Raw genomic sequence first — 13,868 nt, forward strand, 5'->3', positions numbered from 1 at the left:
CCGTTTTGGGCGTCGGTTCAGATCAGGAATCGAGGGGGCCGCAGGAACCCTGCTGTTTCCACCGAATACGTTTGACCGTCGAGAATGACATATTCACTTGTACCAACCGGCTCTGCTTCGATCTTGGTGTCTTCGAGGAAGACGACAGAAATACAGATACCGTTGCAACACTCTTGGGATTGTTGCTCTTTGCCATCCTTGTCGGACGCTGCGATGTCGCTTGCGACCCTAAGCTTCTCATGCGCGTGATGCGCATCGCTTCCGGTGTCATGAGTCATGGCGGCACCAACGACAACAATAGACTTGGCTTGATGTCCGTCATGCATGCCGGACGCCGCGTGAGCGGCAGAAGGTGGTGAAAATACCAAGGCTAACGCAAACGCAATGCACGTAAACGTCTTGAACCAGCATGATATGAAAACTCGAAAGCTCATGCTCTAGATATCGGATACCGAAGCAATCCAGTCAATCCGTCCTGCGCAGGAAGGTTTGTCGCTTTTTTGTGAAAAAGGCGAGATTCGGCCGCTGCCGTCAGAAAATGTTGCATATCAGAAACATATAAAGAGCCAATATTCCCCTCCGGTCAGCGGAGCGATGCTGACGCGTCTTGTGCTACCGAACTTCAGCCAGCTTCTCAGACCTGTAGCCCGCGTCGCTGATCGCTACCGCCAATGCAGTTTCATCCAGAGTGCTGTCGACGCCGACGATAGGTGCAGTCAGATCGCACGAAACTTTTGCATCTGGGTCGGCAGCCATGATGGGCTTTTGCATGGAAGCGGCACGATGGCCGCGATCTCCGCGCAGATTGCAATAGACCCTGAAAGGAGTCCGCCCACTCGGATAGGAATATTCCGTTCTGAAAATTACCGCCAGCGTAAGACATGCAGAAAAGCTACTTTCCAATGCTATCAACATTTCCGCAACTAGGTCCGGCAGTAACCTACCATTTGTTATGTCGCTCGGCCTGCAGTCGAGACATGGAACGCGGTTCAGGAGATTTCGAAACTTAAATTTCATTCGTCCCAAAGACCTGGAGCGAATGCTTGGTTCCCAAACGCAGGTTCAACATCCTCGATCTCAAGCCGTATATGTGCCAACGTTCTAACATGCAGAGGTTTTTCTCCGTCGACATGCCCGGTGTTCAATTTGTGAGCATTGTCTTGGCATTCAGCCTCGCAGCGTTACTGGCGGTCCTCTGCCTTTATATCTTGCTTTCGCCGGGCTTTGCAGCGGCTCTTGCCGCCGGCGGGCCATCGCTGGCCCGCTTTCTGAGGCAAGTTACGACCAACGGTCTGCCCGTAGTTTTTGCCATAAACTATGTCAGTTTTTTTCTTTTCGCGGTGATACAGAAACCAAAGGTCGCCCGCCGAGATACGGCGTTTTTCGTGCTGGTGGATATCTTGCTCAGAGCCATTCTCTTTCCAAGCCTCCACGCACTGATCTACGTTTTGTCTGCCGACTGGTTCGAGTCATTCGGGGGCAGTCGTGCAACCGCGTTGTCGGTCGTTGCCCCAACCCTTGCGCGTTCGGCGTTTTTTGAGAACATCTCCGGAGTTTATCTTTATGCGACAATGATCAGCGCGCTGCCGCTATATGTTTCAGCTTTCGGGCAGTCGGAATTTCTTGGACCGACCGTTCGTCGCTTGCCAATAAAAGCGGGCTTGATGCTGCTCGCCTTGTTTGCGTTTGCCCTGTCGGTCGGATTGATCGCAATCGGTGCACAAGGCATCGCATTCCTTCAGGGCTAAATGATGGCTGGCTATTCACCGTGGGAATGCGCGGCCTGAGGTGCCAACCATCGCGACAAGTAAACGCGCTCGAAAGCGAAGACAGCGATCATTCCGACAGCCGCATACAGAACGATCATCGGGTCGCTTTGAAGCTTCATCACGGTGAAAGCTGCCAGTACAACTACATCGAGCGCCAGGGCAGTCAAAAGCACGATACCTGAGGCGCCGACGTCTGCTCGACGATAGTGGAACACGCCCCAATGTATGATCATGTCCATGACGAGGTAAAAGAAGGCACCGAGGGATGCGATCCGGCCTAAATCAAAGAGCACGGCCAACGTCGCTGCGATGACGACAGTATAGACCAGGGTGTGGCGTTGGATGGGACCTGGCATACCGAAGTGGCTGTGCGGGATCATTTCCATGTCGGTCAGCATCGCCAGCATACGCGACACCGCGAAGACGCTGGCCAGAACGCCGGACGCCGTTGCGACAGCGGCCAGGATCACCGTGAGTATGAAGCCGGTTTGTCCAAGGGCGGGCTGCGCCGCCTGTGCCAGCGAATAGTCACGCGCTGAGATGATCTCCTCGATCGTGAGACTCGAACCGACCCCGTAGGCGACCAACAGGTAGACGACGACGCAGATTCCGATCGAGAACATGATCGCTCGGCCAACATTGCGATTTGGTTCAGTGATCTCGGCCCCGCTGTTGGTGATCGTGGTGAACCCCTTGAACGCGAGGATGGCCAGCGCCGTAGAGGCGATGAACCCCGTGAGCCCGTAGGATTGAGAGGTCTCGGACGCAGCGGCGAACGCAAAACCACTAGACCACAGGGCCGCGATGCCAAACAGAGCTATGCCTCCAATCTTGATCGCTGCCATGATCAGCGAGAACAGCCCGACCGAGCGATTTCCGGCGATGTTCACCAGAAAGGCGAAAACGATCACGGCCACGGCCAGGGCGGGGACCAGTGGGCCGCCTTCGATATCGAAAGGGCGCAAGACATAGGTGGCGAAGGTTCGCGCGACGAGGCTTTCCGCGATCACCATGCTGAGCGCCATCAGCAGCGCGGCACCGCCCGCGATGGCTCCGGGGCCATAGCACTTCTGCAGGATCATGGCGATGCCACCCGAGGACGGCCATTTGTTCGACATCCTGATGTAGCTGTAGGCGCTGAAGCTTGTGACGACCGCGCCGGCGATGAATGCAAGCGGGAAAAGCGGGCCGGCGAGCTGCGCGATTTGCCCCGTCAACGCAAAGATTCCGGCGCCGATCATCACGCCTGTTCCCATCGCAATGGCTCCGCCCAGACTGATGGAATCTTCGCGGTACGTTTCTTTTTCGCTCTGCATAAATGGTCCCCTTTTAATTTTGGTTCGTCCGAATGCTGTTGCGCGCTTCTAGATACGAACGCCGCGAAGGCGCAGCGAATTGAGCACCACCGAGATTGACGACGCGCTCATGGCGAAGGCAGCAAACATCGGACTGATGAGGATGCCAAAGAAGGGAAACAGAACTCCCGCCGCGACCGGCACGCCGGAGGCGTTGTAGATCAGCGCGAAGAACAGGTTCTGGCGGATGTTGCGCATAGTGGCCCGGGCGAGCCGCCGCGCACGCACGATACCGTCGAGGTTGCCCTTGACCAGCGTGATGCCCGCGCTTTCGATGGCCACATCGGCGCCAGTGCCCATGGCGATGCCGACATCGGCTTGTGCCAAGGCCGGCGCGTCGTTGACGCCATCCCCGGCCATCGCGACCCTGTGACCCGCCTCTTGCAATTCACGGATGATCCGCGCCTTGTCCTCCGGCAGCACGTCGGCCCGGATCTCATCGATGCCGAGCCGTGCGCCGATGGCGTTGGCAGTGCGTTCGTTGTCTCCGGTCGCCATGATGACGCGGAACCCCAGTTCATGCAGGTCCTTGATGGCCGCAGGTGTGCTCTTCTTCACCGGATCGGCGACAGCGACAAGACCTGCAATGTCGCCATCCAGCACCACGAACATTACCGTCTCACCTTCGTCGCGGCGGGCATTGGCCTTGGCGGTCAACGCGCCTGCCTCGAGCCCTAGTTCGCGGATCATCGCCAGATTGCCGAGCGCCACCGCTTTGCCGCCCACAACACCCTTGACGCCCTTGCCAGTGATCGCCTCGAAGTCCCGAGCATTGTCCATTTTGACATCTCGCTCCTCCGCACCCCTGACGATCGCTTCGGCCAAGGGGTGCTCCGATCCGCGCTCAAGCGATGCGGCGAGACGCAAGACCTCGGCTTCGTCGTGGCCGGGTTGCGGGAGTACGTCGACAAGCCGCGGCTTGCCTTCGGTCAACGTGCCGGTCTTGTCGACGATCAGGGTATCGACTTTCTCGAACCGCTCCAGCGCCTCGGCGTTCTTGATTAGGACCCCTGCCTGAGCGCCCCGTCCTGTCGCCGTCATGATCGACATCGGTGTCGCCAGGCCAAGCGCACAAGGACAAGCGATGATCAGAACCGCCACTGCCGAAATCAATGCGTAGGAAAGCGCAGGCGCGGGCCCCCAGATCGCCCAGGCGATGAAGGACAGGACCGCGATACCGATGACGGCCGGAACGAAATATCCCGCCACCTTGTCGGCATATTTCTGGATCGGGGCGCGCGAGCGCTGCGCGTTCGACACCATCTCGACAATTTGAGCCAGCATCGTGTCGGACCCGACACGCGTCGCCTCCATCACCAGACTGCCAGTGCCGTTGATCGTCGCACCAGTTACCGGGTCGCCTTCGGTCTTCTCGACCGGCACAGGTTCACCGGAGATCATGCTTTCGTCGATCGAGGACCGGCCGTCCAGAACCACGCCATCGACAGGAACCTTGTCACCGGGCCGTACGCGCAGCCGGTCGCCGACCTGTACGTCCTCCAGCGGGATCTCCTCTTCGGAGCCATCGTCCCGCATGACCCGCGCGGTCTTGGCGGCCATATCGAGTAGCGCACGGATCGCCTTGCCGGTTCCTTCACGTGCGCGCAATTCCATCACCTGACCGAGCAGCACGAGCGTCACGATCACCGCCGCCGCCTCGAAGTAGACGCCGACATGGCCTTCGGAGTCTCGGAACCCATCAGGGAATATGTCCGGTGCGAGAACGGCAACGACGCTGAAGAGCCAGGCGGCAAGAACGCCCATGCCGATCAGGGAGAACATGTTGAGGTTCAATGTGCGGAACGAAATCCATCCGCGTTCCAGAAACGGCCAGCCGCACCACAAGACCACTGGCGTTGCCAGGATCAATTCGATCCATTGTGTGGTGCCTTCGCCAAAAAAAGTCCGGACTGCGGGGAAACCGACGAATGGCCCCATCGTGAGGACAAGGAGCGGGATCGTCAGGACTGTGCCGACCCAGAACCGCCGTGTGAAATCCACCAGTTCGGGATTTGGACCTTCATCGCCCGGCACACCGGATTCCAGTTCCAACCCCATGCCACAGATCGGGCACGCGCCCGGATCAGGCTGCCGCACCTGAGGGTGCATCGGGCAAGTGTAAATGGGACCATCATGCCCTTGGGGAACCAGATCATATCGTCCATCCGCCGGCGCGGCACCTGCTTGGTGGTCGTGATGATCATGTGCTGAATGGACCTCGAGCTCCGATTCCGGCACGAGATGCATCCCGCATTTCGGACAATTGCCGGGCTCAACCTGCCGCACCTCAGGGTGCATTGGGCAAACGAATACCGAAGAAGCTGCTGTGGTTTCAGAACTGTCGGGGGTGCTCATTTTGCGGTCCTTTCCGAGAATGCTTCTCTTGCCTAAGGCTTCCATCCACAGGAGGGTCAAGAGAGATCAGTATGGTGATTACATTGCGGATCTGCGGGGTGGCGCTGTCCGGCCCCGTTCCCGTCGGGCGAGCACGATCAACGCCAGCCCGACCAACACCATCGGCATGGAGAGCAACTGGCCCATCGTCAAACCCCACTCACCAAAATGGAGCGCATGGCCAATCGGGTTGTCCGCCGTCACAAACTGTTGGTCCGGTTGCCGGAACATCTCGACGAAACTTCGGGCAAGACCATAGCCGGTCAGAAACACGCCAGCCAAGGCACCGGGCATTTTCAGCCAGCCCCGGCCCCAAGCGAGATAAATGAGCAGCATTCCAAGAATGAGCCCCTCCAATAGCGCCTCGTACAGCTGGGACGGGTGTCGGGCGCAGAGGCCGCTAATCCCTGGGCAGGCCTGCGCGACTTCGCCGGGAAAGATCACCGCCCAGGGAACGTCCGTCGGCCGCCCCCACAGCTCGTTGTTGGTGAAGTTCGCCAGCCTCCCAAGAAACAAGCCTGGTGGTGTTGTCAAAGCCAGCAAGTCGCCAGTGCTGAGCAATGACGCGTTTTGTCGAAGGCAGAACAACAAGGCCGCGATGACAACGCCCGCGAAGCCCCCGTGGAAAGACATGCCGCCTTGCCAGACCATCAGAATCTCCAAGGGATTGGCGAGATAATATGCGGGCTGGTAGAACAGTACAAAGCCCAGGCGACCACCAGCAATCACGCCGATGATGATCCACGTCAGAAGATCTTCGATCTGCGTCCGGTCAAGCGGCGGTCCAACTGATGTCCAGAGCGCGGGACGGCTTATGGCACTCAAACAAATGCGCCAGCCAATCAGGATACCGAAGATATAGGCTAGCGCGTACCAGCGGAGTGCGAATGTGACCCCCCCGATGTCGAAGGAGAAGAGGTCGGTTCCAATATCCGGAAATGGCAATCCCGCTGGCAGCACTGGGTCAGTTCCTCATCAGGAATTTACGTGGGGATTAGATGGCATTAATCGAGCACCGCCAATGGCGCTGGCTCTGCGACAGGGCATCCAACGCCCATCCCGCCATCACGCGGTGTCGAGGGCGTCCCGCAGGAGATCGCGGACTTCGCCGGCGACCGCGTCCAGGTCTTGGTTCTGCACCGCCTGCATCGAAGCGACAGGATCGACCGCGCTGACCTCGGTGTCGCCGTCCACTTGCCGCAGGATAACATTGCAGGGAAGCATCGCACCGATGCGAGGCTCGATCTCGATGGCTTTGTGCGCCATGCCCGGATTACAGGCCCCCAAGATGCGGTAAGGCGGCATGTCCGCATCAAGTTTCTTTTTCATCGTCGCTTTGACGTCAATCTCAGTCAAAACGCCGAAGCCCTTGTCTGCCAAAGCATCCCGAACACGCATCTCTGCGTCATCGATTTTGGTGTCTTTCAGGACGCGATCATAGGTATAGGCCATGGGAATTTTCCTTTCAGTGTCTCTATTTGTTGGCATACCGAGGCTAAACGGTTCAGGTCGCGGTTCGGTTCAATGTCCCGACCGCGAATGGTTTTGGCGTTGTGAGGACGGGTGCCGGAAAATAAACCGGCACCCATTGGCTCAGTTGTCCTGCATCATGGAGCCGTTGCCCATGCCCTGACCGTTGCCGGGCCGCGCAGGCGCATCTGCCATATTCGACCGCATCATCTGCATCCGCTCCATCCTATCGGCAGGAGCGGCCATCTCTTCCGGCGTCACCGCGCCGTCGCCATCGGCATCGAGGTGTTGGAAACGATCCACCATCATTTCGCGGATCATTGCGCTGTGGAGAGCTTCAAACTCGGTAATCGAGAGGTTTCCATCCCCATCGCTGTCAAACTCGGAAAGCTTGGCCTGAAGCCGCGTGCGCATTTCTTCCGGCGTGGTTGTGCCGTCTCCATCAGTGTCGAACATTTGCATCATGCCGGCACCCATGCCTGGGCCCATCATACCACTGCCCATGCCTGCGCCCATCATGCCGCCGCCCATCATGTTCCCGTGCATGCGCTTCATCATGTCCATCATTCCGCCCATGTTCGCCATCATGCCCGGACCACCGTTCTGCATCATGCCTGCCCCACCTTGGGCACCAAGCTGCCCACCGTGCCCATGGTTGGCATCCGCGAAGGCCGCGCCACCAAAGGCGGTTGCAGCCAGGGTCATTGCAGCGAGTAAAGTGTTGCGTTTCATTTCGATCACCTCGTGTCAGTGTTGCGATACCCACTATATGGGATGCACCTGCAGATGCGGAATAACACGCGAGCCGGTGTTTTGTATCGCGAGGTCACAAAGGCGGGGTCTGTTACAAACTGCGACAAATCAATTCGGGGCGAACGCTCCTCTTCATCTAAGACATGCGATATCCAGAGAAAACCTGTCGAGGAGTCGTGTACCAACTGACACCGAAACCATGTTTCGGTGGAAGTGAAATTCGGAAGAGTTGGTGTCGAGAGTGGCAGAGGCCCTGATGTTCCCGAAAATTCAGTCATTCAACCCATGGCAGGAGGCTGCAAGTTGCTCTTTTTGAACCGCATTTTCTTGGTGCTTGCCTTGGTGATTTTGGCGGGGTGCGGTGCAGGAAACGACATGCGCCCTGATGCTTCAGCCGAAGTCATCAGTAGTGCATCCTACAGTCACGACGGACCGGCCGCGTTGACGCTGTACACTATGATCAATAACAGGTCCGGGGCGGGTGCGCATACCAGCGTCATGATCAATGGGTCGCAGCGCGTTATCTTCGATCCGGCAGGAACGGTCCGGCTGAGCGCGGTACCGGAACGGGGAGATGTGCTTTATGGCATTACTCCACAAGTGGCCGATTTTTACGCACGGGCTCATGCACGGGAGACCTACCATGTCGTCATACAAGAGATCGATGTGTCCCCCGAAGTCGCGGAGCGCGCCTTGCAACTTGCATTGGCAAACGGTCCGGCTGCTTCAGGCTTTTGTAGCGTCAGTACTTCTGCGATCCTAAGGCAATTACCAGGATTTGAATCCATTGGACGCACATTTTTTCCAAAGCGCCTGATGGCGGATTTTGGCAAGTTGCCGGGCGTGCGAACCACAAAGCTGTTCGAGAACGATGAGGACGACAAATCCGTAGCGATCGCACAGTTCGAAAATTCACTTGCGACGCGGCCTTGAGTGTTCGTCCAACAATTCGTTGCAAGTTGTCCCTGCACGACGCGGTACTCGGCGTGTGAGCCAAAGATTCTCTGTCCTACGAATAGGTCAGCTTCGAGCGGTAACGCTGTCTTCGGCCGAGTAAAGGAACGCCGTCGATCCGACAGCGACATTCGGATAGAGATCATTGATATGGGCCATCACCATGCGCACGCATCCCGAACTGGCCCGGCCGCCAATGCTGCGAGGGCTCGGCGTTCCGTGAATTCGAAGGTACGTATCCCGATCTCCGACGAATAGATACAAAGCCCTGCTGCCCAAGGCATTGTTGGGGCCGGGCTCCATACCGTCGGCAAACCGCTCGTAAGCCTCCGGATCGCGTTCGATCATTGACTGTGTTGGCGTCCAGTGCGGCCATTCGACCTTTCGGCGGATCGTATAGGTGCCGGGTTCATAGAGATCGCCCTTGGCAATCGCGACCCCGTAGCGCATCGCGGTGCCATCTTCCTCGATATGGTACAGATAGCGCGCGATCGCATCGACGTGAATGTCACCCGGGCGCAAACCGTCATTCGCCAAAACGCGTTGCGGCAGCAGCCTGGGATGCAGCCCCCATGGGTTGGTTGTTGCCGGGTCATAGTTGGCGGGCGTGACCTGCGCATCCCAAGCTGCTTTTTCGGCTGTTGTCGGCCAGGTCTTAGCGAATGCTGGCGAACTCAGAGAAGCTGAAAACAGCGAGCCGGAAAGTGCAAGGAAGTGTCGTCTTGTAACCATGAAGCGAAGCCCTTTGTTTGTTTTCGATGAATGCGAGACGATTCAAGAAACGTCCGCGACCCCATGCCATCGACCCTTTTGATGTCTTGCGATCGCGACCAACCAGAGGCAAGCAAGGACACCGCTTAGGATCGCGTTCCAACTCGCCATGGACAACGTCAGAAATTCCCAGACAACCTCATTGCACAGAACAAGAGTGGACGCATTTGAACTCGCAGAGGGCAGCAATTCCGATACCGACATTTGGGAAACATCGAGGCCGGATCCCGTGCAAGAAGTCGGTCCCTCCCACCAGCCGCGCTCGACACCGGTATGAAACATTCCCAACGCGGATGTGCTGAGTGCCGACAGGGCACCGATTATCAGGATTGGCAAAATCGGCAGAGCAAAGAGCAACAGAGCGCCCATTCCAATGGCGATTGCGTGTGGGTAGCGTTGCCAGATGCACATTGCGCACGGCGCGTACCCAAGAGCCTGGAAAACGAAGGCCCCTAACAGCAAGGCGGCTGATCCTGCCGCCGCAGTCATGCCGAGAGATTTTGGTGTCAGGGTCAATGAACGCTCCCGTTGGCAATCGATGGACCTGTTTCTCGCTTGTCAGGTTACGTAGACGGCAAAAGGCCTGTTATCATTCAGAGATTTGTAACGGTATGTATCCGTCTCGACCCTCAGCCGACTCTGATCCACGTTGCCATACCGTCGGCTTGGTGGCTCAACATGTGGCAATGCAGCATCCAGGATCCCGGATTGTCCAGGACGACGAGAATATCCCGCGTCTCGCCGATATCCAGGAAGGTCGAGTCCCGGTATGGACCGGCTTCCCCCGCCGCATCGAGTTCCCAGAAATGGTGGCCATGCAGATGCATGACGTGTGGAAACCCGGTTTCGTTGCGGATTGAAATGCGCACGGTCGTCCCCCGCGCGACGGATAGGAAAGGGGTTCGAGGCAGTCCAGATACGTCATTGAGCGCCCATGTTCCAGTGCCGTTATGGGACGCGCTTCCCGCACCTCCCTGGAGCACCAGCTCCGCGGTTTGGCCGGGGTCTTGCGGGGCGGGCATTCGGTTGGCGGGCAACGCGGTGATGGGCACTTTCGCAGGGTCACGAGAGCCGGAAACAGCGATTTCGCCAAGGCTCAACGTCCACTCTCCAAAGCTGTCGTCGAATCTAATAGGCCCGGTCGCATCACCAATCACATCGCATCTTTGCCCCGGAGCTAGGAGGATGGGTTCGAGTGTCTGTGGCTGCGCCAGGGGCATACCATCCAGTGCAACGATCTTGCCTGCCAGACCGTCCAGCCCGACACGGTAAACCCTGTCGATAGAGGGATTTATCAGGCGCAAACGCAGGCGGTCGCCTTGTCTCACATTCTTGCTGGTTCCATTGGAAACAAGCGCCGTGACCGTATTGCCGATACGGCCCTCGGTCGCGAAATGAGCCGGGTTGAACCCTTCGTCGTACTGTCCGGACTGATCCAACAAGACATCGAAGAACTGAACAACAATGTCATGGTCGACAGCCGGCGCATTTTGCTCCTCGACGATGAAGGCGCCGAAAAGGCCGCGGCTGACCTGATCGTAAGACAGGTAATGCGAGTGATACCAATACGTGCCGGCATCCGGGACGCCGAATTGATAACGATACGTGTCGCCCGGAATGACCACATCCTGAGTGAGAACGTTGACACCATCCATCCGATTTGGAACCCGCAACCCATGCCAGTGAACAAGAGCGCCCTCCTCCAATCGGTTATCGAGGGTAATGCGGGCGGTTTGTCCTTGTCGCATTCTGACTTCTGGGCCCGGCAGACCACCGTTGAAGCCCAACATCGACACGTCGTACCCAGCAAGGCGCGCCTTGATCGATTGGGGCGCGAGGATCAACTCGCGTGTCGCTGCTGGCAAGCGGGTACCAGCCAGCGCAACGGTCATCCCGCCAAGGAAAGACCTCCGGCTCAAAGACAATTCCGTCACCTCATGAATGATGGACTGGCTTTCGCCAACTGCCGCACTTGTGCCATTTCCGGAAGAGGAACTTCAAGGCGACAGAACGCTCCTCACGCCGTTGTCACTTTGGGATACAGGAAGACGCGGGCGCCAATTTCTACGCGATCATACAAATCTTTTACGTGTTCATTCGTCAACCGCGCGCATCCATTCGACACGGCCGATCCAATGGTTTCCGGAGCGTTGGTTCCATGAATACGAAGATAGGTATCGCGTCCCTCATCATCATAGAGATACAGCGCGCGGGCCCCGAGCGGGTTGTTTGGCCCGCCTTTCAGCCCATCCTTGTACTTCGCGTATTTGCGTGGCTCGCGCCGGATCATGGCGTTCGTTGGCCGCCACCATGGCCATTTGGCCTTGCGCGCTACCGTGAACTCTCCGGGTTCGTACAAACCTTTGCGCCCTACCCCGACCCCGTAGCGGATCGCCATCCCGTCCTCGAGCATGAAATAAAGGAAAAAATCGTCGGGAACGACGTGGACATCGTCTTTAACCCAGTCACCACGACGGGTGTTTACCAATTGCGGTTCGAACCGTTCGGGCAATTTGACTTTGTGGGCCCAGGCAATTGTGGGCAGAAAGCAACCCATCGCTCCGGCACAAATCAATTCTCGTCTCGTGAAATTCTGCATGGCGCGATCTCCTCGGACCCATGAAAATTCAGTGCGCGTCAGGGGCAAAGAAAAGAAGCCGTGAACCGGGGCAAACGACGCGCCTTTGTTGCCTTGAAACTACGAAAATTCGCGCTTTTGGAACTCTCCAGCGCTGGAATGTTGTTGTTTTACAGAGAACTGCAAGGAGGTGACTGGAAATGCACTACTCACGGTTCTTTATGATGATCGGAACATCGACCGTGGTCATGTTCGTTCTGATGTACCTGAACACCTATCTTTGGGGCCATATCTTCTTTTCGGAGACACGCCTTTACATGGCCATCCTGATGGGGGCGACCATGGCCGTGATCATGTTGGCGTACATGTTGTCCATGTATCAGAACACCAAAGCCAACATCGCGATCTTCGGGGGCGCCATACTTGTCTTTGCGGCAAGCCTCTGGCTGGTACGCGGGCAATTTACGGTGCAGGACAGGTCCTACATGCGCGCCATGATCCCGCACCACTCGATCGCCATCATGACGTCGACTCGTGCCGAGATCACCGACCCGCGCGTCCGGGGGCTCGCAGACGACATTATCTATGCGCAGGACAAGGAAATCGCCGAAATGCGCTACCTCATTGCTGACATTGGCGCAAACGGTGAGGCATCGGCCACGCCGACCGGAACGCCGGTACAGGTCGTGGATGCGCAACAGGCGCTTCAAACGGAGGTCGTGTCAAAAATCGATCCCGAGTTTCTGACGGAAGACGAAATCGCAGCGGTGTTCCCGAATGGTGGAGACTGCCGATTTGCCTACACCTCGGACAGTCCAGCCGTGCTGGTGACCGGTGAGACCGGCGAAGGGACTGGGGCCGCGATGAAGATCAGCGGTGACCTGGTGCGCCTGGATGCGCAGGGCGAAAATGCGTTTTCTCAAGGCCCGCTATCGGCCGAGATCGTAGAGACAGACGGTGACCTGACCGATCTGATCGTCAGCGCGGAACCGACTACGAAGCCGGGTTCCGTGGTCAATTCACCTGCGCCGGATAAGGAGGAAAGCATATGCCCCGGGACACAGACAGTAAATCCGCGCAGCTTTATCGCATGGTCATGCCGGGCCATGTCTGCCCCTACGGTCTGAAATCGAAAGACCTGCTGGAGCGGCAAGGCTTCGAGGTGGAAGACCATCCGCTTGAGACCCGTGAAGACACCGATGCTTTCATGGAGAAGCACGGGGTCGAGACGACGCCGCAGACCTTCATCGGCGGAGAACGGATCGGCGGCTACGATGATCTCAGGGTGTTCTTTGACATCGACCCACCCGAGGAAGAGCAAAGCGACACGACCTACCAGCCGGTCATCGCGATCTTTTCCGTCGCCGCGCTATTGGCACTGGGCCTGTCTTGGCACCAGTACGGGTCGGTCTTTACCTTGCGCGGGTTCGAATGGTTCATTTCGCTGTCCATGACCATTCTCGCGATCCAGAAATTGCAGGATGTCGAAGGGTTTTCGACGATGTTCCTCAACTACGATCTGCTGGCGCGCAAATGGGTACGATACGGCAAGCTTTATCCGTTCGGCGAAGCGTTGGCAGGTGTCCTGATGACTGCCGGCGCGCTGCTGTGGCTCTCGGCGCCTGTCGCCCTGTTTATCGGCACGGTCGGCGCTGTCAGCGTATTCAAGGCTGTCTACATTGACAAGCGGGAGTTGAAATGCGCCTGCGTCGGCGGTGACAGTTCCGTCCCGCTGGGGTTCATTTCGCTGACGGAAAACCTGATGATGATCTTCATGGGTATCTGGATGCCGGTCCGCGCAATTTGGTTCTGAAACGTGCCGAA

At 57.7% G+C, this 13,868-nt stretch carries 14 protein-coding genes; 4 read left to right on the forward strand and 10 right to left on the reverse strand.

Annotation, left to right across the window (positions count from 1 at the left end; genetic code table 11):
- Window positions 1-17: 17 nt before the first annotated feature.
- Window positions 18-326, reverse strand: a complete 309-nt coding sequence (locus J4721_RS17830; RefSeq protein ID WP_232367722.1) for a hypothetical protein — start codon at window positions 324-326, stop codon at window positions 18-20.
- Window positions 327-1,043: 717 nt separating this feature from the next.
- Here J4721_RS17830 and J4721_RS17835 point away from each other — a divergent pair.
- Window positions 1,044-1,748: a hypothetical protein gene (locus J4721_RS17835; RefSeq protein WP_237455014.1), complete on the forward strand. Its 705-nt coding sequence runs from the start codon at window positions 1,044-1,046 to the stop codon at window positions 1,746-1,748.
- Window positions 1,749-1,759: 11 nt separating this feature from the next.
- Here J4721_RS17835 and J4721_RS17840 read toward each other — a convergent pair whose 3' ends face one another.
- From J4721_RS17840 to J4721_RS17860, 5 genes are all read right to left on the reverse strand, one after another.
- Window positions 1,760-3,085, reverse strand: a complete 1,326-nt coding sequence (locus J4721_RS17840) for an APC family permease (RefSeq protein ID WP_096873520.1) — start codon at window positions 3,083-3,085, stop codon at window positions 1,760-1,762.
- 48 nt (window positions 3,086-3,133) lie between these two features.
- Window positions 3,134-5,479 (reverse strand): copper-translocating P-type ATPase, encoded by a 2,346-nt coding sequence (locus tag J4721_RS17845; protein WP_170863238.1) that lies wholly within the window; start codon window positions 5,477-5,479, stop codon window positions 3,134-3,136.
- A gap of 78 nt (window positions 5,480-5,557) precedes the next feature.
- Window positions 5,558-6,478 (reverse strand): prolipoprotein diacylglyceryl transferase, encoded by a 921-nt coding sequence (lgt, locus tag J4721_RS17850; protein WP_058123688.1) that lies wholly within the window; start codon window positions 6,476-6,478, stop codon window positions 5,558-5,560.
- A 105-nt stretch (window positions 6,479-6,583) separates the two neighbouring features.
- A complete protein-coding gene (locus tag J4721_RS17855; RefSeq protein ID WP_046212135.1) occupies window positions 6,584-6,970 on the reverse strand; it encodes a DUF302 domain-containing protein in 387 nt (128 codons plus the stop codon).
- A gap of 141 nt (window positions 6,971-7,111) precedes the next feature.
- A complete protein-coding gene (locus tag J4721_RS17860) occupies window positions 7,112-7,720 on the reverse strand; it encodes an EF-hand domain-containing protein (RefSeq protein WP_237455013.1) in 609 nt (202 codons plus the stop codon).
- Between the two features lie 396 nt (window positions 7,721-8,116).
- On the opposite strand from J4721_RS17860, the gene J4721_RS17865 reads away from it, so the two are divergent.
- The gene (locus J4721_RS17865; RefSeq protein ID WP_233486466.1) at window positions 8,117-8,674 is read left to right on the forward strand and encodes a hypothetical protein; all 558 of its coding nucleotides are present in this window, start codon (window positions 8,117-8,119) and stop codon (window positions 8,672-8,674) included.
- A gap of 87 nt (window positions 8,675-8,761) precedes the next feature.
- Here J4721_RS17865 and J4721_RS17870 read toward each other — a convergent pair whose 3' ends face one another.
- From J4721_RS17870 to J4721_RS17885, 4 genes are all read right to left on the reverse strand, one after another.
- Window positions 8,762-9,427 carry a L,D-transpeptidase gene (locus J4721_RS17870; protein WP_024099381.1) on the reverse strand — a complete coding sequence of 222 codons (666 nt, stop codon included), beginning with the start codon at window positions 9,425-9,427 and terminating at the stop codon, window positions 8,762-8,764.
- A 42-nt stretch (window positions 9,428-9,469) separates the two neighbouring features.
- Window positions 9,470-9,955 (reverse strand): disulfide bond formation protein B, encoded by a 486-nt coding sequence (locus J4721_RS17875; RefSeq protein WP_040104428.1) that lies wholly within the window; start codon window positions 9,953-9,955, stop codon window positions 9,470-9,472.
- A gap of 140 nt (window positions 9,956-10,095) precedes the next feature.
- Window positions 10,096-11,358: a multicopper oxidase family protein gene (locus J4721_RS17880; RefSeq protein ID WP_092465203.1), complete on the reverse strand. Its 1,263-nt coding sequence runs from the start codon at window positions 11,356-11,358 to the stop codon at window positions 10,096-10,098.
- A gap of 125 nt (window positions 11,359-11,483) precedes the next feature.
- Window positions 11,484-12,065, reverse strand: a complete 582-nt coding sequence (locus J4721_RS17885) for a L,D-transpeptidase (RefSeq protein WP_082645005.1) — start codon at window positions 12,063-12,065, stop codon at window positions 11,484-11,486.
- A gap of 296 nt (window positions 12,066-12,361) precedes the next feature.
- Here J4721_RS17885 and J4721_RS17890 point away from each other — a divergent pair, with 296 nt between their 5' ends.
- A complete protein-coding gene (locus J4721_RS17890) occupies window positions 12,362-13,171 on the forward strand; it encodes a DUF305 domain-containing protein (RefSeq protein WP_338091614.1) in 810 nt (269 codons plus the stop codon).
- Window positions 13,093-13,857, forward strand: a complete 765-nt coding sequence (locus J4721_RS17895; protein WP_170863239.1) for a MauE/DoxX family redox-associated membrane protein — start codon at window positions 13,093-13,095, stop codon at window positions 13,855-13,857. The genes J4721_RS17890 and J4721_RS17895 overlap by 79 nt, the downstream gene beginning before the upstream one ends.
- Window positions 13,858-13,868 lie beyond the last annotated feature (11 nt).

Source organism: Phaeobacter sp. HS011 (genome assembly GCF_018101215.1).
GTDB lineage: Bacteria > Pseudomonadota > Alphaproteobacteria > Rhodobacterales > Rhodobacteraceae > Phaeobacter > Phaeobacter inhibens.

Excerpts from the sequence above, each read along its gene's own strand:
- J4721_RS17870 (WP_024099381.1), bottom strand. The coding sequence starts at position 9,427 with ATGGTTACAAGACGACACTTCCTTGCACTTTCCGGCTCGCTGTTTTCA.
- J4721_RS17880 (WP_092465203.1), bottom strand. The coding sequence starts at position 11,358 with ATGACCGTTGCGCTGGCTGGTACCCGCTTGCCAGCAGCGACACGCGAG.
- J4721_RS17865 (WP_233486466.1), top strand. The coding sequence starts at position 8,117 with ATGCGCCCTGATGCTTCAGCCGAAGTCATCAGTAGTGCATCCTACAGT.
- J4721_RS17830 (WP_232367722.1), bottom strand. The coding sequence starts at position 326 with ATGCATGACGGACATCAAGCCAAGTCTATTGTTGTCGTTGGTGCCGCC.
- J4721_RS17890 (WP_338091614.1), top strand. The coding sequence starts at position 12,362 with ATGGCCATCCTGATGGGGGCGACCATGGCCGTGATCATGTTGGCGTAC.
- J4721_RS17895 (WP_170863239.1), top strand. The coding sequence starts at position 13,093 with ATGCCCCGGGACACAGACAGTAAATCCGCGCAGCTTTATCGCATGGTC.
- J4721_RS17840 (WP_096873520.1), bottom strand. The coding sequence starts at position 3,085 with ATGCAGAGCGAAAAAGAAACGTACCGCGAAGATTCCATCAGTCTGGGC.
- J4721_RS17875 (WP_040104428.1), bottom strand. The coding sequence starts at position 9,955 with ATGACTGCGGCGGCAGGATCAGCCGCCTTGCTGTTAGGGGCCTTCGTT.
- J4721_RS17860 (WP_237455013.1), bottom strand. The coding sequence starts at position 7,720 with ATGAAACGCAACACTTTACTCGCTGCAATGACCCTGGCTGCAACCGCC.
- J4721_RS17885 (WP_082645005.1), bottom strand. The coding sequence starts at position 12,065 with ATGCAGAATTTCACGAGACGAGAATTGATTTGTGCCGGAGCGATGGGT.
- J4721_RS17845 (WP_170863238.1), bottom strand. The coding sequence starts at position 5,479 with ATGAGCACCCCCGACAGTTCTGAAACCACAGCAGCTTCTTCGGTATTC.
- J4721_RS17855 (WP_046212135.1), bottom strand. The coding sequence starts at position 6,970 with ATGGCCTATACCTATGATCGCGTCCTGAAAGACACCAAAATCGATGAC.